Source organism: Blastococcus sp. TF02A-26 (genome assembly GCF_003319125.1).
Classification (GTDB): Bacteria; Actinomycetota; Actinomycetes; order Mycobacteriales; family Geodermatophilaceae; genus Trujillonella.
This window is the reverse complement of sequence record NZ_QOHG01000004.1, coordinates 69604-88581: the sequence shown is the minus strand read 5'-3', so window position 1 is coordinate 88581 and position 18978 is coordinate 69604. Positions and strand designations below refer to the sequence as shown.

Here is an 18978-nt window from a genome sequence, read left to right as displayed (position 1 = left end):
CGTCCGCGTCGTGTCGACGACGGGCCTCCGGTGCCGCCCCGCCGTCCTCGCCGCGCTGCTGGTGCTGGCCGGCTGCGGCGCCGCGGACCCGGCCCCGGCCGGAGCGCCGCCGGGCGCCGGCTCCTCCGCGGCTCCGCCGCCGCCGGAGGAGATCACCCTCGTGGCGACCGGTGACGTGCTGGTGCACCAGGGGCGGGCGCTGACCGGCGGCGCGGAGCTCCCCGGCGGCGGTTACGACTTCTCCGCCGTGTTCGCCCCGGTGGCGCCGATCACCGCCGCGGCCGACCTCGCGGTCTGCCACCTCGAGACGCCGGTCGCCCCGCAGGGAGGGCCGTACTCCGGGTATCCGAGCTTCTCGGTCCAGCCGGAGATCGTCGACGCGCTGGCCGGCGCGGGCTACGACCTGTGCTCGACGGCCTCCAACCACTCCCTGGACGCCGGCACCGCCGGGCTGGTGCGCACCCTCGACACGCTGGACGCGGCCGGGATCGCGCACAGCGGCACCGCCCGCAGCGCCGCCGAGAGCACGACGCCGACGCTGGTCGATGTCGACGGGGTGACCGTCGGGCACGTCGCGGCCACGTTCTCGCTCAACGGCGTGCCGCTGCCCCCGGGCCGGGAGTGGTCGGTCGACGTCGTCGACGTCCCCGACGTCACCCCGGTGCTGGAGGCAGCCGCCCGGGCCCGGGCCGCCGGCGCGGAGATCGTCGTGGCCAGCCTGCACTGCTGCGCCGAGTACGAGCACGAACCCACCGCTGCGCAGGAGGAGGCGGTGGCGACCCTGCTCGCCTCGCCCGACGTCGACCTCGTCCTCGGTCACCACGCCCACGTCGTCCAGCCGATGGTCCGGATCGGCGACGAGTGGGCGGCCTACGGCCTGGGCAACGCGCTCGCCGAGCACGCCACCCGCGGCCACGCGACCGAGGACTCGGTCATCGCCCGCTTCACGTTCACCCGCGGGCCCGACGGGCGCTTCGCCGTCACCCTCGCCGAGGCGGTGCCGGTCGCGATCGAGCTCGGCCCCGACGCCGTCCGGCTGGTCCCCGCCGACCCCGGCACCGCCGCCCGGGTGACGGAGGTCCTCGACGCGCGGGGGGCGGTGGCGGCCGGACTGCGCATCGTCCCCGCCTGACCGGCGACGCACGCCCGAAAGCGGGTGGACCGGTGGATACGCTGCTGGTGTCCCGGCCGCCCGGCCGGTCCGCCCACGATCCGTAGGAGTTCCCGTGTCCGCCGCGCCCCTCCCTGCCGCTGTCGCCCCGATCCGGGTGCCGGCCGGGACGACGGCCCTGCAGGCGCTCAAGGACGCCGGCGTCCCGCTCAAGGGGCCCGACGGCGCCGTCGTCGTCCGCGAGGTGGTCAGCGGCGAGCTCAAGGACCTCGCCTGGACCCCCGACGCCGACGCCGAGGTGGAGCCCGTGCCGGCGGCGAGCCCCGACGGCCGCGCGGTCATCCGGCACTCGACCGCGCACGTGCTCGCCCAGGCCGTGCAGGACCTGTTCCCCGGCACCCGGCTGGGCATCGGCCCGCCGGTGGAGAACGGCTTCTACTACGACTTCGACCCCGAGCGGCCGTTCACCCCCGAGGACCTGCAGGCGCTCGAGAAGCGGATGACCGAGATCGTCCGCGCCGGGCAGCACTTCGCCCGCCGGGAGATCAGCGACGCCGACGCGCAGACCGAGCTCGCGCACGAGCCGTACAAGCTCGAGCTCATCGGGCTCAAGGGTGGGGCCGGGGAGGCGGCCGAGGGTGCCGACGTCGAGGTCGGCGGCGCCCAGCTGACGATGTACGACAACCTCGACGCACGCACCGGCGACCGGGTCTGGACCGACCTGTGCCGCGGCCCGCACCTGCCGCGCACGTCGAACATCCCCGCCTTCAGCCTCACCCGGTCGGCGGCGGCCTACTGGCGCGGCAGCGAGAAGAACCCGCAGCTGCAGCGCGTCTACGGCACCGCGTGGGAGAGCAAGGACGCGCACAAGGCCTACCTGGAGCACCTCGCCGAGGCCGAGCGCCGCGACCACCGGCGCCTGGGCGTCGAGCTCGACCTGTTCAGCTTCCCCGACGAGATCGGCTCCGGGCTCGCCGTCTTCCACCCCAAGGGCGGGGTGGTCAAGCGCGAGATGGAGGACTACGTCCGCGCGCGGCACCTCGAGGAGGGCTTCGACTACGTCGGCAGCCCGCACATCAGCAAGGGCGGCCTCTTCGAGACCTCCGGGCACCTCCCGCACTACGCCGACACGATGTTCCCGCCGATGGAGCTGGAGAACAGCGAGTACTACCTCAAGGCCATGAACTGCCCCATGCACAACCTGATCTTCAGGTCGCGCGGGCGGTCCTACCGCGAGCTGCCGCTGCGCTTCTTCGAGTTCGGCTCGGTCTACCGGTACGAGAAGTCCGGCGTGGTCCACGGCCTCACCCGCGTGCGCGGGCTCACCCAGGACGACTCGCACAGCTACGTGACCCCCGAGCAGGCGCCCGGCGAGGTCCGGCACCTGCTGGCCTTCGTGCTCGGGCTGCTGCGCGACTTCGGCCTGGACGACTACTACCTGGAGCTGTCCACCCGGGGCGACGACCCGGACAAGCAGGCCAAGTTCATCGGGTCCGACGAGGAGTGGGCGCTGGCCACCCAGGTCCTCGAGGACGCCGCCCGCGAGACCGGGCTGGAGCTCGTGCCCGACCCGGGTGGCGCGGCGTTCTACGGCCCGAAGATCTCCGTGCAGGCGCGCGACGCCATCGGCCGCACCTGGCAGATGTCGACCATCCAGTACGACTTCAACCAGCCGGCCCGCTTCGGCCTGGAGTACACGACCCCGGGCGGTGACCGGGCGCAGCCGGTGATGATCCACTCGGCCAAGTTCGGCTCGATCGAGCGGTTCTTCGGCGTGCTCACCGAGCACTACGCCGGCGCGTTCCCGGCCTGGCTGGCGCCGGTGCAGGTGGTCGGCATCCCGGTCACCGACGAGCAGGTGCCCTACCTGGCCGACGTCGCGCTGGAGCTGCGGGCGAAGGGCATCCGGGTCGAGGTCGACGACTCCGACGACCGCATGCAGAAGAAGATCCGCACGGCGAGCAAGCAGAAGGTGCCCTTCGTGCTCATCGCCGGCGCCACCGACGCCGAGGCCGGCGCGGTCTCCTTCCGCTTCCGTGACGGCAGCCAGCACAACGGTGTCCCGGTCGCCCACGCCGTCGCGGCCGTCGTCGACTGGGTCGCCTCGCGGGCGAACTCCGACCCGGCGGCCGAGGCGCTCCAGGTCGCCGGATGAGCGAGCACGGCGCGAGCGACGACGGCGGTCCCACGACCGTCTTCGAGCACCTGTGGACGCCGTACCGGATGGCCTACATCCGCGGCGAGGGCAAGCCGACCGGCGCGCACGACTGCCCGTTCTGCCTCATCCCGCAGATGGACGACGAGGAGGGGCTGATCGTCGCCCGCGGCGCCTCGGTCTACGCCGTGCTCAACCTCTACCCGTACAACGCCGGCCACCTGATGGTGGTCCCGTACCGGCACGTGCCGGACTACACCGACCTCACCGCGGACGAGGTCGCCGAGCTGGGCCTGTTCACCCAGACGGCGATGCGCGTGGTGCGCTCGGTGAGCGGCGCTCACGGCTTCAACATCGGGATGAACCAGGGGTCGGTCGCCGGCGCCGGCATCGCCGACCACCTGCACCAGCACGCGGTGCCGCGCTGGGGCGGGGACACCAACTTCATGCCGGTCATCGGGCTGACCCGGGTGCTCCCGCAGGTGCTGCGCGAGACCCGGGACCTGCTGGCCGCGTCCTGGCCCTCCTCGCTGCCGGCCCGCACGTCCGACACCGGGGACGCCTGATGCTCGGCTCGGGGGCGCGCGCGGCCGTCGGCCGGTTCTGGGCGCCGGTCGTCGGCGCCCTGCTGCGCGCCGGGGTCACCGCGGACGCCGTCACGGTCACCGGCACGCTCGGCGCGGTCGCCGGCGCGGTCGGGCTCATCGCCACCGGGCACCTCTTCTGGGGCGCGTTCACCGTCACCGTGTTCGTGCTGCTCGACATGCTCGACGGCGCCCTCGCCCGGGCCCGCGGCGGCGGCTCGCTGTTCGGCGCGGTGCTCGACTCCAGCCTGGACCGGGTGGTCGACGCCGCCGTCTTCGGGGCGCTCGTCTGGTGGTTCACCGGCGAGGGCGACAACCGCCTGCTCGCCCTGGTGGCCCTGCTGTGCCTGGTGCTGGGGGTGCTCACCTCCTACGTGAAGGCGCGCGCCGAGGGCGTCGGGCTGCGCTGCGACGTCGGGATCGTGGAGCGGACCGAGCGGCTGATCCTCGTGCTGACCGGGACCGGGCTGTACGGCCTCGGCCTGCCCTACGCCGTCCACGTCGGGCTGTGGGTGCTGCTGGCCGGCAGCCTCGTCACCGTGGTGCAGCGCGGGGTGGAGGTGCACCGGCAGGCGAGCGGACGGTCCTTGCCGAGCACCCCGGCGGCCCCGTGACGGCGGCCGCCCGGCTGACCGACCTCGCCTACGCCGCCGGGTGGAGCGCGGTCAAGGCGCTGCCCGAGCCGGTGGCCCGCGGGGGCTTCGACGCCGCCTTCGCCTGGGTCGCCCGTCGCGACGGGCGGGGCGTCCGGCAGCTGCGCGCGAACCTGCGGGTGATCACCGGCGGCACCCTGGACGAGGCCGAGCTCGACGCGCTGACCCTGCGGGCGATGCGCAGCTACGGGCGTTACTGGCAGGAGACGTTCCGGCTGCCGCGGCTGTCCCGGGAACGGATCCTGCGCGATGTCGAGGTGGTCGGCGGGGAGCACCTGGACCGGGTGCTCGCGGAGGGCCGGCCGGTGATCGCGGCGCTGCCGCACAGCGGGAACTGGGACGCCGCGGCCGTCTGGTTCGTCGAGCGCCTCGGCGGTCCCTTCCTGACCGTCGCCGAGCGCCTGGAGCCGGAGTCGCTCTACCGCCGGTTCCTGGAGTTCCGCGAGTCGCTGGGCATGCGCGTCGTCCCGCTGACAGGAGGGCCGCGGCCCAGCGCCACGGTGCTGCGCGAGTGGCTCGACGGCGGCGGCACGGTGTGCCTGCTCAGCGACCGCGACCTCCCCGGCAACGGCATCCCGGTCACCTTCGCCGGGCGGCCCACCACCATGCCCGGCGGCCCGGCGGTGCTCGCCGCCCAGACCGGCGCGGCGCTGCTGCCGATGGTCTGCTCGTTCACCGAGCGCGGGTGGCGGCTCACCTGGACCCCGGAGGTCCCGGTGGGCACCTCCGGCCGGCTGCGCGAGCGGGTCACCGCCGCCACCCAGGCCGTCGCCGACGCCTTCGCCTCGACGATCGCCCGGCAGCCCGAGGACTGGCACGTGCTCGGCCGGATCTGGCCCGACGTACCGCCCGACCCCGAGACGCGTCGCTGAGATGGACCGGCCGCTGCGCATCGGGATCGTCTGCCCGTACCACTGGGACCGCCCCGGCGGTGTCCAGTACCACGTGCGCGACCTGGCCGAGACCCTCCGCGGCCTCGGCCACCACGTGGAGGTCCTGACCCCGGCCCAGCACGAGGAGTCGCTGCCGGCCGAGCACGTCACCTTCGCCGGACGCACCGTGCCGATCCCGTACAACGGCTCGATGGCCAGCGTGCAGTTCGGCCCGATCTCGGCGGCCCGCGTCCGCCGCTGGCTGCGCGAGGGCCACTTCGACGTCGTCCACGTGCACGACCCGGCGCCGCCGTCCATCGGCCTGCTCGTGCTCATGATCGCCAAGGGCCCGATCGTGGCGACGTTCCACGCCGCCACCGTGCGGTCCAAGTGGCTCACCGCCTGGGGGCCGGTCATCCGGCCCTGGCTGGAGCGGATCAGCGGCCGGATCGCGGTCTCCGACTTCGCCCGCCGGCTCCAGGTGGAGCACCTGGGCGGCGACGCCGTCGTCATCCCGAACGGGGTGCACGTGGCGCCGTTCGCCGACGGTCCGCCGCTGCCCGGCCTGACCCGGGGCGCCGGGATGCCGACCATCGGCTTCCTCGGCCGCTACGACGAGCCCCGCAAGGGCCTGCCGGTGCTGCTCGAGGCCCTGCCCGCGGTGGTCCGGCGGCACCCCGACGTGCGGCTCCTCATCGCCGGCCGGGGCGACCCCGAGGCGCTGCAGGCGTCGATCCCCCCGGAGCTGCGTCCGCACGTCCAGCTCCTGGGCGAGCTCACGGAGGCCGACAAGGCGGCGTTCCTGCGGTCGGTGGACGTCTACTGCGCGCCCAACCTGCTGGGGGAGTCCTTCGGGATCATCCTCATCGAGGCGCTCGCCGCCGGGGCCCCGATCGTCGCCGCCGACCTCGACGCCTTCGCCGCCGTCCTGGAGGACGGCGAGGTGGGCGTCCTGGTCCGGCGGGGCGACCCCGCCGCGCTGGCCACGGCGCTGGGCGACCTGCTGGCCGATCCCGACCGCCGCGCGGACCTCTCCGCCCGTGGGCGGGAGGCCGCCTGGGCCTACGACTGGTCGGTCGTCGCCCGCCGGGTGCTCGCCGTCTACGAGACGGTGGTGCTGCCGGGCGGCGGGGAGGTCACCGCCTCCGACGACGACGCCGACGTGATCGGCGCGACCGGGCCGGGCCGGCAGCCCCTCCGGCGGCGGGTGCGGCGCTAGCCTCCACCGTCGTGGGCCTCCCTGTCTGGACGATCGTCGCCGGCGTCGTCGTCCTGCTCCTCGCCGTGTGGACGGCGTGGACGCTGACCCGGCTGCGCCGCCTGGAGGCCCGGGTGGACCGGGCGCGCACGGCGCTGGAGACCCAGCTGCGCCGCCGTGCCGCGCTCGCGGCCGAGGTCGCCCGCGAGGCCGCCCCGCTGCTGGGACCGGAGCGGACGGCCGGTCTGGCGCGGGCGGCGGCCGGGGCCCGGCTGCCGTGGACGCCGGACCGCGAGCTGGCCGAGAACGTGCTGGGCCGGGAGCTGCGTGCGCTGGTCGGCGAGCTGCCCCAGCTGGCCCCGGCACTGGCCGCGGACCTGTCCGGCACCGCCCAGCGGGTCGGCCTGGCCCGGCGGTTCTACAACGACGCCGTCCGGGACACGGCAGAGCTGCGCGGGCGCCGGCTGTCCCGGCTGCTGCGGCTGCACGCCCGGCGGCCGCTGCCGCGCTACTTCGACATCGACGACAGCCTCGGGGAGCTGGTCGGCACCGCCGGTCCGGGCCGCTCCTGACCTCCTCTTAGGATGGAGTGGGTCCAGTCAGGGCCCGACCCCCGAGCTCCTGCGAGGCCAGTGCCATGTCGACGCCCGATCAGACCCCCGCGCGCGCCATCGGCACCGGCGCGGTCAAGCGCGGCATGGCCGAGCAGCTCAAGGGCGGCGTCATCATGGACGTCGTCACGCCGGAGCAGGCCCGGATCGCCGAGGACGCCGGGGCCGTCGCCGTCATGGCGCTCGAGCGGGTGCCGGCCGACATCCGCGCCGAGGGCGGCATCTCGCGGATGAGCGACCCGGACATGATCGAGGGGATCATCTCCGCGGTCTCCATCCCGGTGATGGCCAAGGCGCGGATCGGGCACTTCGTGGAGGCGCAGGTCCTGCAGAGCCTGGGCGTGGACTACGTCGACGAGTCCGAGGTGCTCACCCCGGCCGACGAGGCGCACCACATCGACAAGCACGCGTTCACCGTGCCGTTCGTGTGCGGCGCCACCGACCTGGGCGAGGCGCTGCGCCGGATCGCCGAGGGCGCGGCGATGATCCGCTCCAAGGGCGAGGCCGGGACCGGCAACGTCGTCGAGGCCGTGCGGCACATGCGCTCGATCCGCGCCGGCATCCGGCAGCTGACCACGCTCGACGAGCCCGAGCTGTTCGTGGCGGCCAAGGAGCTGCGCGCGCCGTACGACCTGGTGGCCGAGGTCGCCCGCACCGGCAAGCTGCCCGTCGTCCTCTTCACCGCCGGCGGCATCGCCACCCCGGCCGACGCGGCGATGATGATGCAGCTGGGCGCCGAGGGCGTCTTCGTCGGTTCGGGCATCTTCAAGTCCGGCGACCCGGCGCAGCGCGCGGCGGCCATCGTCCAGGCCACGACCTTCGCCGACGACCCCGACGTGATCGCCAAAGTGTCCCGCGGTCTCGGCGAGGCGATGGTCGGCATCAACGTCGCCACGCTGCCCGAGTCCGAGCGGTTCGCCACCCGCGGCTGGTGACGGCCGGGGGAGCGGGGGACGTCACCGTCGGGGTACTGGCGCTGCAGGGCGACGTCCGCGAGCACCTGGCGGCGCTGACCGCCGAGGGTGCCACCGCCGTGCCGGTGCGCCGGCCCGGGGAGCTCGCCGCGGTGGACGGCCTCGTCCTGCCCGGCGGCGAGTCGACGACGATCGCGAAGCTCGCCACCCGGTTCGGGCTGATGGAGCCGCTGCGGGTCGCCGTCCGGGACGGGCTGCCGGTGTACGGCTCCTGCGCCGGGATGGTGCTGCTGGCCGACCGGCTGCTCGACGCCCCCGCCGACCAGCCGACCGTCGGCGGGCTGGACGTGACGGTGCGGCGCAACGCCTTCGGCCGGCAGGTGGACTCGTTCGAGTCGACGGTCCGGCTGGGGGAGGCGACGGTGCCGGCCGTCTTCATCCGGGCGCCGTGGGTCGAGGAGGCCGGGCCGGGGGTGCAGGTCCTCGGCCGGGTACTCGGCGGGACGGGCGACGGTAAGATCGTGGCGGTTCGCCAGGGGGACCTCCTGGCCACCAGCTTCCACCCCGAACTGACCGGGGACCGCCGGGTGCACGCGCTCTTCGTCGAGATGGTGCGCAGAGCCGTGGACAAGGCCCGGGGGCGCAGGTCCGGCGCCGTCGCCGGCGACGAGAGGAGAGCGGACACGTGAGTGGCCATTCCAAGTGGGCGACGACGAAGCACAAGAAGGCCGGGATCGACGCCAAGCGGGGCAAGCTCTTCGCCAAGCTGATCAAGAACATCGAGGTCGCGGCCCGCACCGGCGGTGGCGACCCGGCGGGCAACCCGACGCTGTTCGACGCCATCCAGAAGGCGAAGAAGAGCTCGGTCCCGAACGACAACATCGACCGCGCCGTCAAGCGCGGCTCCGGCGCCGAGGCCGGTGGCGTCGACTACCAGGGCATCACCTACGAGGGCTACGCCCCGGGCGGGGTCGCCGTCCTGATCGAGTGCCTGACCGACAACAAGAACCGGTCGGCCATGGAGGTCCGCACGGCGATGACCCGCAACGGCGGGAACATGGCCGACCCGGGCTCGGTGTCTTACCTGTTCTCCCGCAAGGGTGTCATCGTCGTCCCGGCCGCCGACGGCGTCGACGAGGACTCGGTGCTCATGGCCGTCCTGGACGCCGGCGCCGAGGAGGTGCGCGACCAGGGCGACTCGTTCGAGGTCGTCTGCGAGCCGACCGACCTGGTCGCCGTCCGCACCGCGCTGCAGGACGCCGGCATCGACTACGACTCCGCCGACGCCGCGTTCGTGCCCAGCGTGAGCGTCGAGCTCGACGAGGACAGCGCCGCCAAGGTGTTCCGGCTCATCGACGCGCTCGAGGACTGCGACGACGTGCAGAACGTCTACGCCAACTACGACGTCTCCGACGAGGTGCTGGAGAAGATCTAGGACCACCCTTCCCCCCACGCCTCGCACGCTCGGCGCGGGCCCCTGAAGGGCGGCCAACGGTGTGTCGGTGTCGTGGTGACGGTGGCGGGGGCTAGCCTCGGTCGAACACCAGTTCGGCAACCAGGAGGCGCGGGCATGCGGGTGCTGGGCATCGACCCCGGGCTGACCCGGTGCGGGTGGGGAGTGGTCGACGGCCGCCCCGGCGCCCGGCCCCAGGCGGTCGGCGTGGGCGTGGTCCGCAGCTCCCCGGAGCTGGACCTGGAGCTGCGCCTGCTGGAGCTGCACACCGCCGTGACGGCGCTGCTGCGCGAGCACCGGCCCGACGTCGTCGCCATCGAGCGGGTGTTCACGCAGAACAACAAGGGCACCGCCACCGGCACCGCGCAGGCCGCCGGGGTCGCCGCGCTCGCCGCGGCCCAGGCCGACCGGTCGGTCGCCTGGCACACCCCGAGCGAGGTCAAGGCCGCGATCTCCGGCAACGGCCGGGCGGACAAGGAGCAGGTCACCCTCATGGTGACCCGCGTGCTCGGGCTGGCGACGGCCCCGAAGCCGGCCGACGCCGCCGACGCCCTGGCGCTGGCGGTGTGCCACGTCTGGCGCGGGCCGGCGCAGCAGCGCCTCCGGGTGGCTGCCCTGGCCGGTGGGATCGGTGCGAGCATCCAGCCGCGGACGTTGCCGCGGTGGCAGGGGGTCTGACGGACGTGATCGCCAGTGTGAGCGGCCGGGTGGCCGCGGTCTCGCCGGACGGCGCGGTGGTCGAGGTCGGCGGCATCGGCCTGGCCGTGCAGTGCACGCCCGGGACGATCGCCCGGCTGCAGGTGGGGGAGAGCGCCCGCCTGTCGACCAGCCTCGTCGTCCGCGAGGACTCGCTCACCCTGTACGGCTTCGCCGACGACGACGAGCGCCAGCTCTTCGAGCTGCTGCAGACCGCCAACGGCGTCGGGCCCCGGCTGGCGCAGGCGGTGCTGGCGATCCACCCGCCGCGCGAGGTGCGCCGCGCGGTGTCGATGGCCGACGTCAAGGCGCTCATGCAGGTCCCCGGCATCGGCAAGAAGGGCGCCGAGCGGCTGATCCTCGAGCTGCGCGACCGCCTCGGCACCACGAGCAGCGACACCCAGCTCGACGGGCCGGCCCTGCCGTCCGGCGCCGGCCCGCTGACGCCGGTGGCGCCGTGGCGCGACCAGCTCACCGCGGCCCTCGTGGGCCTGGGCTGGTCGGGCAAGGAGGCCGACACGGCCCTCACCGCGCTCGCGCCGGTTGCCGAGGAGCAGCAGGGCAACGGCGGGGTGCAGATCTCGGTGCTGCTGCGGCAGGCGATCCAGCTGCTGGGGCGGTCATGAGCGCACAGCGGCGTGAGCATCGCAGCGAGCGCCAGCGAGCGAGGAGCGGAGCGCTGGGCGGGAGCGGGGGGCAGGGCTCGTGACCTCGCCGTTCGACCGCGCGCTGTCCGGCGAGGTGGACGACGACCTCGGCCGGCAGTTCGCCGTGTCCCCGCAGGCCGGCGAGGAGGAGCGGGTCGTCGAGTCGGCCCTGCGCCCGCACTCGCTGCACGACTTCATCGGTCAGCCGAAGGTGGCCCGGCAGCTGGCGCTGGTCCTCGAGGGCGCCAAGCGCCGGGGCCGACCGCCGGACCACGTGCTGCTCTCCGGCCCGCCCGGACTCGGCAAGACCAGCCTGGCGCTGATCATCGGCTCGGAGCTGGGCACCTCGGTGAAGATCACCAGCGGCCCGGCGATCGAGCGCTCCGGCGACCTCGCGGCGATGCTGTCCAACCTGGGCCCCGGAGACGTGCTGTTCATCGACGAGATCCACCGCATCGCCCGGCCGGCGGAGGAACTGCTGTACATGGCGATGGAGGACTTCCGGGTCGACGTCGTCGTCGGCAAGGGCCCGGGCGCCACGGCCATCCCGCTGGACATCGCCCCGTTCACGCTCGTCGGCGCGACCACCCGGGCGGGCCTGCTCACCGGACCGCTGCGCGACCGGTTCGGCTTCGTCGGGCAGATGGAGTTCTACGAGCCGGCCGAGCTGCAGCAGGTGCTCGCCCGCAGCGCCGAGCTGCTCGGCGTCGAGCTCACCGACGACGGCTCCGCCGAGATCGCGGGGCGGTCCCGGGGCACCCCCCGGATCGCCAACCGGCTGCTGCGCCGGGTGCGCGACTACGCCGAGGTGGAGGCCGACGGGCGGGTGACCCTCGCCGTCGCCCGCGCGGCCCTGGCGCTGTACGACGTCGACGACCTCGGGCTGGACCGGCTGGACCGCGCGGTGCTCGAGGCGCTGGTCGTGCGGTTCGGCGGCGGGCCGGTCGGCGTCTCGACGCTCGCGGTGGCCGTCGGCGAGGAGCCGCACACGGTCGAGGAGGTCTGCGAGCCGTTCCTCGTGCGGGCGGGGCTGCTGGCCCGCACGCCGCGCGGACGGGTCGCGACCGAGGCCGCCTGGCGGCACCTCGGGCAGCCGCTGCCGCGTGGCGGCCTCCCCCTCGGGGGTGGCTCACCCGCCACGCTGGCCCCTCGTGCGGACACCGAACCGCTGTTCGACGCCTAGACTGCTCGTCGCTGGCGCGCAACTCGACTGCCATCCGGTCCGGCCTCCGTGCCTGCACGGTCGGTCGCTGTGCGCGCCCCAGCGATGTCACAGCCGACGTACCCGAGCGGTCCCGTCCCGGACCGCACCGACCGCGCGCGATCCCGGCGCGGTAGAGAGGCACCCCTGCCGTGGAGCTCTTTCCCCTCGTCCTGCTCGCGCTCGCCTTCGTGCTGCTGATCGTCATGCCGGCGCGCCAGCGCAAGCGGATGGTCGCCCAGCAGCAGGAGATGCAGGAGGCGCTGCAGCCCGGGACGCCGATCATGACCACCAGCGGCATCCACGGCACCGTCGCCGGCAAGACCGAGACCACCGTCGACGTGGAGATCGCCCCCGGCGTGGTCGTGACGTTCGCGCGGCAGGCGATCCTCGAGGTGCGCAAGCCGGTGGTCGACGCCGACGGCACGGTCTCCGGTGAGTCCGCCCCGGGTGCCGTCGACGGCGGCCCCGCCGACCCCACCCGCTGAGCCGCGCTCCCCATGGCCAACCGATCCACACCGGCGCGCCGGTACTTCGCGGCGTTCCTGCTGATCGTCGCCGGTCTGTACGCGCTCGTCTTCCTCACCGGGGACACCCGGACCCCGCAGCTGGGCCTGGACCTGCGCGGCGGCACGACGGTCACCCTCACCGCGCAGACGCCCGGGGGCGGCGCCCCCGACCCCGAGGACCTGGAGCTGGCCCGCCAGATCATCGAGCAGCGGGTGAACGGTCTCGGCGTCTCCGAGGCGGAGGTGGTCACCGAGGGCGACACGAACATCGTCATCTCGGTCCCCGGTGACGACGGCGAGCAGGCCCGCGAGCTCGGGCAGACCGCCCAGCTGCGCTTCCGCCCGGTGATCTGCCCGGGGACGGACCCGCTCTGCGCGACGCTCGACCCGACGGTCGCCGGCACCACCCCGACCGACCCGGCGGCGCCCACCGACACGGCGGCCCCCAGCGACGGCGCGGCCCCCACGGACGCCGCCGCCCCGACCGACGCCGCCCCGACCGACGCCGCCCCGACCGACGCCGCCCCGACCGACGCGGCCACCCCGACGGAGTCCGCGGCGCCCACCGGCACCGAGGGCGCCGGCGACCCTGCGGCAGAGGGCGGCGAGGCCGTCCCGCCGGTCGAGGCGGCGACCCCCGAGGAGGCCGGCCCGGCCTACAGCGCGCTGCGCTGCGACACCCAGGACGGTCCGGTCCTACCGGCCTCGCCGGACTCCTACGTCGCCGTCTGCAGCGACGACGGCGCCGAGAAGTTCCTCCTCGGCCCGGCGATCATCGAGGGCACCTCCATCGACGACGCGCGCGCCGGCACGCAGCAGGGCACCGGCGGCTGGATCGTCCTGCTGGACTTCGACGGCAGCGGCGAGCAGACCTGGGCCGAGTACACCGCCGCGCACGTCCAGGAGCGGGTGGCCTTCACCCTCGACGAGCGGGTCGTCTCCGCTCCGGTCATCGAGAGCGCGATCACCAGCAACCCGACCACCATCACCGGTGACTTCGACCAGGAGAGCGCCACCGAGCTGGCCAACCAGCTCAAGTACGGCGCGCTGCCGCTGACCTTCGAGCAGGCCACCGCGCAGTCGATCTCCACCGAGCTCGGCGAGGAGCAGCTGCAGGCCGGCCTGATCGCCGGCGCCATCGGCGTGGGGCTGGTCTTCCTCTACGCGCTGCTCTACTACCGCCTGCTCGGGTTGGTCATGATCGCCAGCCTGGTGCTGTCCGCCGTGGTGGTCTACGCCTGCCTGGTCCTGCTGGGTCGCCAGATCGGGTTCACGCTCAGCCTCGCCGGCATCGCCGGGTTCATCGTCTCGATCGGCATCACGGCCGACTCGTTCGTCGTCTACTTCGAACGGCTCAAGGACGAGATCCGCGAAGGCCGGACGCTGCGCTCGGCCGTGCCCCGCGCCTGGGTCCGTGCCCGGCGGACGATCCTCTCGGCCGACGCGGTGAGCTTCCTCGCCGCGGCGATCCTCTACTGGCTGGCGATCGGGGACGTGAAGGGCTTCGCCTTCACGCTGGGCATGTCGACCGTGCTCGACCTCGTCGTCGTCTTCCTCTTCACCCATCCGCTGCTGGCGGTGCTGGCCCGGTTCAAGAGCTTCGGGAGCAACCGCTTCTCGGGCCTGGGCCGCGGCCTCGACCGCACCGTCGCCCAGGCTCCGGGGCGGGGTGCCGGCCGGCAGCTGGTCGGCGCGGGCGCCCGGACGGCCACCGCAGCCACCGACAGGAGCAGGGCATGAGCCGCGAGCAGGACCCGGCCGCCGAGGAGATCCCGGTCGGCACCGACGCCGACGAGGAGCGCGACGCCTCGGCGGCCGCCGACGACGCGGCCGCTGCGGCCGACGACGACGCCCTGGCCGACGCCGGCCTGCCCCGCGAGGGCGCCAGCGACGACGGGACGGACGAGGAGGCCCGGCGCCCCGCGCGCCGCGCCTCGCTGGCCCACCGGCTCTACAACGGCGAGGCCGGGCTCGACGTCGTCGGGCGCAGCCGGCTGATCTACAAGGTCACCGCCGTCGTGGTGCTGCTGTGCATCGCCTCGATGGTGTTCCGCGGGTTCAACTTCGGGATCGACTTCGCCGGCGGCAACAGCTTCCGGCTGCCCGGCTCCGAGCAGCAGCTCACCGAGGTCCGGGAGGCCGCGGAGGACGCCGGTGCCGAGGTCGCGACCGCGCAGGTCGTGGGCGGCAACTCGATCCTGCTGCGCACCGAGGGCCTGGACAACGAGGGCGAGCGGGCGGTCGTCGCGGCCGTCGCCGACGCGGCCGGGATCGAGCCGGACCAGGTCAGCCCCGAGTCGGTCAGCGCCGAGTGGGGCGAGGACATCACCGAGCAGGCGCTCATCGCCCTCGTGGTGTTCCTCGTGGCCGTCATCGCGTTCCTGGCGATCCGCTTCCAGCCGAAGATGGCCATCGGTGCGATCGCGGCCCTGCTGCACGACATCGTGGTGACCGCCGGCGTCTACTCGCTGATCGGCTTCGAGGTCACGCCGTCCACGGTCGTCGGCTTCCTCACCATCCTCGGGTTCTCGCTGTACGACACCGTCGTCGTCTTCGACAAGGTGGACGAGAACACCCGGGGGCTGGCGCAGAGCGCCCGCATGACCTGGGGCGAGGCCGCCAACCTCGCCGTGAACCAGACGCTCATGCGGTCGATCAACACGTCGGTCATCGCGCTGCTGCCGGTCGCCGGTCTGCTCTTCGTCGGGGCCGGGCTGCTCGGCGTCGGCACGCTCAAGGACCTCGCGCTGGTGCTGTTCGTCGGGCTGGCGGCGGGTGCGTACTCGTCGATCTTCCTGGCGACGCCGATCGTGGCCGACCTCAAGGAGCGGGAGCCGGAGGTCGTCGCCCTGCGCAAGCGGGTGCTCGCCCGCCGGTCCTCGGCCGCCCGCGAGGGGCGGGGTACCGGACCGGGGCGCGGCCCCGTCGCCAGCGCCCGCCGCTCGCCGTCGGCCCGCCGGCAGACCGCGGTCGGCGTCGCCGAGCGGGTGGACGACCTCGGTCCGGCGCAGGCCGACGTCGTGGTCGAGTCGCCGTCCTCGGTGGGTCCCGGCGAGCCACGCAGCGGCGCCACCGCGGCTCCTCGACCGGGGGCGCGGCCGCAGCGGCCGGCCGGCCGGCGGGGCAGCGGCAGCGCCGGCGGCAAGAAGCGCCGGTGAGCACCGGCGCGGGTCCGGGGGCCGACCTGCCCCTGGACGAGCTCGTCGCCTCGATCGCCGTCGACGTCCCCGACTTCCCGTCGCCGGGGATCGTGTTCCGGGACCTGACGCCGGTCTTCGCCGACGGCCCCGCGTTCCGCCGGGTCGTCGACGGCCTGGCGTCGGCGGCCTCGGTGGACCCGCGGGTCGCCGCCCTGGCCTCGTCCGGGGACGGTGCGCACCCCGGGTTCGACGTCGTCGTCGGGGTGGAGGCGCGCGGGTTCCTGCTCGCCGCCGCCGTGGCGCTCGACGCGGGGGTGGGCGTGGTGCCGGTCCGCAAGGCCGGCAAGCTGCCCCGCGCCCGCGTCTCGGCCGAGTACGACCTCGAGTACGGCTCGGCGACGCTGGAGCTGCACACCGACTCGATCGCGCCGGGCCAGCGGGTCCTGGTGGTCGACGACGTCCTGGCCACCGGTGGCACCCTGGCCGCGGCCATCGGCCTGGTCGAGCAGCTCGGCGGCGTGGTCAGCGCGGTGGCGGTGGTCGTCGAGCTCGCCGAGCTGGGCGGTCGCCAGCAGCTTGCGCCGCACACGGTGCACGCGCTCTGGGCGACCTGAGCCGACGCAGCCGGCCCGCCACCTGAGGGGCAGACCACCCGCCCGGACGCGCCGTTCCCGGGGGCTGCCCCGCTAGCATGGGGAGGGTCGTCCCTCCTCGAGCCCGTAGGAGTCGTTGTGGCCCCCGATGCAGCCGGCACGAACCTGGCTGCCGGGCGCCTCGGGACCGGAGCCCCGGCGACCACGCCGACCGCCACCGGCGCAGCGGCGGCCGAGCCCGCGGCCCTGCCGGCGGGTGCCCCGGCGGGCGAGCGCGCCCCGCTGCCGCCGCGACCGGCGGTCCGCCGTCCCGACGACGTCGGCTCCGAGCCACCCGCGGAGAACGACCCCGGGACCCCCCGCCGCCGGGTACGCGACCGGCTGGCCCGCCGGATCGTCGCCGGGCAGCGCAGCACCGTCGTCCGCCCGGTCCTCGAGCCGCTGGCCGCGCTGCACCGGCAGAGCCACCCCAAGGCCGACCTGGCGGTGCTGCAGCGGGCCTACGACGTCGCCGAGGCCGCGCACGCCAGCCAGAAGCGCAAGAGTGGCGACCCCTACATCACCCACCCGCTCGCGGTCTCCACCATCCTCGCCGGCCTCGGCATGGACACCACCACGCTGATCGCCGCGCTGCTGCACGACACGGTGGAGGACACCGGGGTCACCCTCGAGTCGGTCACGCGGGACTTCGGGCCCGAGGTCGCGCACCTCGTCGACGGCGTCACCAAGATCGACAAGGTCAAGCTGGGCGACGCGGCGCAGGCCGAGACGATCCGGAAGATGATCGTCGCGATGTCCCGCGACCCCCGGGTGCTGGTCATCAAGCTGGCCGACCGGCTGCACAACATGCGCACGCTGCGCTTCCTCCCGCCCGAGAAGCAGGAGAAGAAGGCCCGCGAGACGCTGGAGATCCTCGCCCCCCTGGCCCACCGGCTGGGCATGAACACCATCAAGTGGGAGCTCGAGGACCTCGCCTTCGCGACGCTGTACCCCAAGCGCTACGACGAGATCGTCCGGCTGGTGGCCGAGCGGGCGCCGTCCCGCGACACCTACCTCGCCGAGGTCACCGCGTCGGTGACCGAGCAGCTCAAGGCCGCCGGGATCGAGGCCGTGGTGACCGGCCGGCCCAAGCACTACTACTCGATCTACCAGAAGATGATCGTCCGCGGCCGGGACTTCACCGACATCTGGGACCTGGTCGGCATCCGGATCCTCGTGGACTCCGTCCGCGACTGCTACGCCGCGCTGGGCATCATGCACGCGCACTGGCAGCCGGTACCGGGCCGCTTCAAGGACTTCGTCGCGATGCCGAAGTTCAACATGTACCAGTCGTTGCACACGACCGTGATCGGTCCGCAGGGCAAGCCGGTCGAGCTGCAGATCCGCACGCACGACATGCACCGCACCGCGGAGTTCGGGATCGCGGCGCACTGGAAGTACAAGGAGAAGGCGCGGGCCGGCGGGAAGCCCGTGGCCGGTGAGTTCGGCGCCGCCAAGCCCGGGTCGCCCGACGACATGCTGTGGCTGCGCCAGTTGCTGGACTGGCAGCGCGAGGCGCAGGAGCCCGGTGAGTTCCTGGAGACCCTGCGCTACGACCTCGGTCCGCAGGAGGTCTTCGTCTTCACGCCCAAGGGCGACGTCGTCAGCCTGCCCGGGGACTCCACCCCGGTCGACTTCGCCTACGCGGTGCACACCGAGGTCGGGCACCGCTGCATCGGCGCCCGGGTCAACGGGGCGCTGGTGTCGTTGGACAGCAAGCTGACCAACGGCGACGTCGTCGAGATCTTCACCTCCAAGTCGCCGACGGCCGGGCCGTCGAAGGACTGGCTGGCGTTCGTCGGCTCCTCCCGCGCGCGCACCAAGATCCGCCAGTGGTTCACCAAGGAGCGCCGCGAGGACGCCGTCGAGGCCGGCAAGGAGGCCCTGACCCGGGCCATGCGCAAGGCGGGGCTCCCGCTGCAGCGACTGCTCGGCGGCGAGGCGCTGTCGACCCTGGCCAAGGAGCTCAACCACGCCGACGTGACCGCGCTCTACGCGGCGGTGGGGGAGAACCACCTCTCCGCGGCCTCGGTGGTCGAGAAGCTGATCGCGGCGCTGGGCGGCACCGAGGGGGCGGTCGAGGACATCGCCGAGACGGCGATCCCGACCCGGCGGGTCGGCCCGCGCCGGGCGGCCGGCGGCGACCCCGGCATCGTCGTCCACGGGATGACCGACGTCTGGGCCAAGCTCGCGAAGTGCTGCACCCCGGTCCCCGGGGACGACGTCCTGGGCTTCGTCACCCGCGGCGGCGGCGTGAGCGTGCACCGCACCGACTGCACCAACGCCGAGGACCTGCAGCGCAAGCCCGAGCGGCTGGTCGAGGTCGAGTGGGCGAGCCAGCCCGGCTCGGTGTTCCTCGTCGCGATCCAGGTCGAGGCGCTGGACCGGCACCGGCTGCTCTCCGACGTGACCAAGGCGCTGGCCGACGAGCGGGTCAACATCCTGTCGGCGTCGGTGCAGACCAGCCGCGACCGCGTCGCGATCAGCCGCTTCACCTTCGAGCTGGCCGACCCGGCGCACCTGGGGGCCGTGCTGCAGACGGTCCGGAACGTCGACGGCGTCTTCGACGTGGAGCGCGTCACCGCGTAGGAGCAGCCGTGCG

Annotated in this window: 18 protein-coding genes; all 18 read left to right on the top strand. The window is 74.3% G+C overall.

Annotation, left to right across the window (positions count from 1 at the left end; all coding sequences use genetic code 11):
- The first annotated feature begins 10 nt into the window (after window positions 1-10).
- The 18 genes from DQ240_RS05770 (at window position 11) to DQ240_RS05685 (ending at window position 18965) form a co-directional block, all read left to right on the top strand.
- A complete protein-coding gene (locus tag DQ240_RS05770) occupies window positions 11-1132 on the top strand; it encodes a CapA family protein (RefSeq protein WP_113838674.1) in 1122 nt (373 codons plus the stop codon).
- 94 nt (window positions 1133-1226) lie between these two features.
- Complete coding sequence (thrS, locus tag DQ240_RS05765) at window positions 1227-3266, top strand: threonine--tRNA ligase (RefSeq protein WP_113838673.1); 2040 nt, start codon at window positions 1227-1229, stop codon at window positions 3264-3266.
- The gene (locus tag DQ240_RS05760) at window positions 3263-3832 is read left to right on the top strand and encodes an HIT domain-containing protein (RefSeq protein WP_113838672.1); all 570 of its coding nucleotides are present in this window, start codon (window positions 3263-3265) and stop codon (window positions 3830-3832) included. The genes thrS and DQ240_RS05760 overlap by 4 nt, the downstream gene beginning before the upstream one ends.
- On the top strand, window positions 3832-4464 hold the full coding sequence (gene pgsA / locus DQ240_RS05755; RefSeq protein ID WP_113838671.1) for a phosphatidylinositol phosphate synthase: 633 nt from the start codon (window positions 3832-3834) through the stop codon (window positions 4462-4464). The genes DQ240_RS05760 and pgsA overlap by 1 nt, the downstream gene beginning before the upstream one ends.
- Window positions 4461-5375 (top strand): phosphatidylinositol mannoside acyltransferase, encoded by a 915-nt coding sequence (locus tag DQ240_RS05750; protein ID WP_113838670.1) that lies wholly within the window; start codon window positions 4461-4463, stop codon window positions 5373-5375. Before pgsA ends, DQ240_RS05750 begins: the two co-directional genes overlap by 4 nt.
- A gap of 1 nt (window position 5376) precedes the next feature.
- On the top strand, window positions 5377-6594 hold the full coding sequence (locus DQ240_RS05745; protein WP_233498528.1) for a glycosyltransferase family 4 protein: 1218 nt from the start codon (window positions 5377-5379) through the stop codon (window positions 6592-6594).
- Between the two features lie 11 nt (window positions 6595-6605).
- Complete coding sequence (locus DQ240_RS05740; protein WP_113838669.1) at window positions 6606-7145, top strand: hypothetical protein; 540 nt, start codon at window positions 6606-6608, stop codon at window positions 7143-7145.
- Between the two features lie 65 nt (window positions 7146-7210).
- Window positions 7211-8119, top strand: coding sequence for a pyridoxal 5'-phosphate synthase lyase subunit PdxS (gene pdxS, locus DQ240_RS05735; protein ID WP_113838668.1), 909 nt, complete (start codon window positions 7211-7213; stop codon window positions 8117-8119).
- Window positions 8116-8787, top strand: a complete 672-nt coding sequence (gene pdxT, locus DQ240_RS05730) for a pyridoxal 5'-phosphate synthase glutaminase subunit PdxT (protein ID WP_113838667.1) — start codon at window positions 8116-8118, stop codon at window positions 8785-8787. The genes pdxS and pdxT overlap by 4 nt, the downstream gene beginning before the upstream one ends.
- Window positions 8784-9533, top strand: coding sequence for a YebC/PmpR family DNA-binding transcriptional regulator (locus tag DQ240_RS05725; RefSeq protein ID WP_113838666.1), 750 nt, complete (start codon window positions 8784-8786; stop codon window positions 9531-9533). Before pdxT ends, DQ240_RS05725 begins: the two co-directional genes overlap by 4 nt.
- 135 nt (window positions 9534-9668) lie before the next feature.
- The gene (ruvC, locus tag DQ240_RS05720; protein ID WP_113838665.1) at window positions 9669-10229 is read left to right on the top strand and encodes a crossover junction endodeoxyribonuclease RuvC; all 561 of its coding nucleotides are present in this window, start codon (window positions 9669-9671) and stop codon (window positions 10227-10229) included.
- 5 nt (window positions 10230-10234) lie between these two features.
- Window positions 10235-10873: a Holliday junction branch migration protein RuvA gene (gene ruvA / locus DQ240_RS05715; RefSeq protein WP_113838664.1), complete on the top strand. Its 639-nt coding sequence runs from the start codon at window positions 10235-10237 to the stop codon at window positions 10871-10873.
- A 79-nt stretch (window positions 10874-10952) separates the two neighbouring features.
- Window positions 10953-12077 (top strand): Holliday junction branch migration DNA helicase RuvB, encoded by a 1125-nt coding sequence (ruvB, locus tag DQ240_RS05710; RefSeq protein WP_113838663.1) that lies wholly within the window; start codon window positions 10953-10955, stop codon window positions 12075-12077.
- A gap of 170 nt (window positions 12078-12247) precedes the next feature.
- A complete protein-coding gene (gene yajC / locus DQ240_RS05705; RefSeq protein ID WP_113838662.1) occupies window positions 12248-12583 on the top strand; it encodes a preprotein translocase subunit YajC in 336 nt (111 codons plus the stop codon).
- A gap of 12 nt (window positions 12584-12595) precedes the next feature.
- Complete coding sequence (gene secD, locus DQ240_RS05700; protein WP_113838661.1) at window positions 12596-14344, top strand: protein translocase subunit SecD; 1749 nt, start codon at window positions 12596-12598, stop codon at window positions 14342-14344.
- Window positions 14341-15762, top strand: a complete 1422-nt coding sequence (gene secF, locus DQ240_RS05695; RefSeq protein WP_199589095.1) for a protein translocase subunit SecF — start codon at window positions 14341-14343, stop codon at window positions 15760-15762. The genes secD and secF overlap by 4 nt, the downstream gene beginning before the upstream one ends.
- Window positions 15759-16358 carry an adenine phosphoribosyltransferase gene (locus tag DQ240_RS05690; RefSeq protein ID WP_113838660.1) on the top strand — a complete coding sequence of 200 codons (600 nt, stop codon included), beginning with the start codon at window positions 15759-15761 and terminating at the stop codon, window positions 16356-16358. Before secF ends, DQ240_RS05690 begins: the two co-directional genes overlap by 4 nt.
- A 117-nt stretch (window positions 16359-16475) precedes the next feature.
- On the top strand, window positions 16476-18965 hold the full coding sequence (locus tag DQ240_RS05685; protein WP_113838659.1) for a bifunctional (p)ppGpp synthetase/guanosine-3',5'-bis(diphosphate) 3'-pyrophosphohydrolase: 2490 nt from the start codon (window positions 16476-16478) through the stop codon (window positions 18963-18965).
- Window positions 18966-18978 lie beyond the last annotated feature (13 nt).

Excerpts from the sequence above, each read along its gene's own strand:
- DQ240_RS05760 (WP_113838672.1), top strand. The coding sequence starts at position 3,263 with ATGAGCGAGCACGGCGCGAGCGACGACGGCGGTCCCACGACCGTCTTC.
- pgsA (WP_113838671.1), top strand. The coding sequence starts at position 3,832 with ATGCTCGGCTCGGGGGCGCGCGCGGCCGTCGGCCGGTTCTGGGCGCCG.
- DQ240_RS05745 (WP_233498528.1), top strand. The coding sequence starts at position 5,377 with ATGGACCGGCCGCTGCGCATCGGGATCGTCTGCCCGTACCACTGGGAC.
- pdxS (WP_113838668.1), top strand. The coding sequence starts at position 7,211 with ATGTCGACGCCCGATCAGACCCCCGCGCGCGCCATCGGCACCGGCGCG.
- ruvC (WP_113838665.1), top strand. The coding sequence starts at position 9,669 with ATGCGGGTGCTGGGCATCGACCCCGGGCTGACCCGGTGCGGGTGGGGA.
- secD (WP_113838661.1), top strand. The coding sequence starts at position 12,596 with ATGGCCAACCGATCCACACCGGCGCGCCGGTACTTCGCGGCGTTCCTG.
- secF (WP_199589095.1), top strand. The coding sequence starts at position 14,341 with ATGAGCCGCGAGCAGGACCCGGCCGCCGAGGAGATCCCGGTCGGCACC.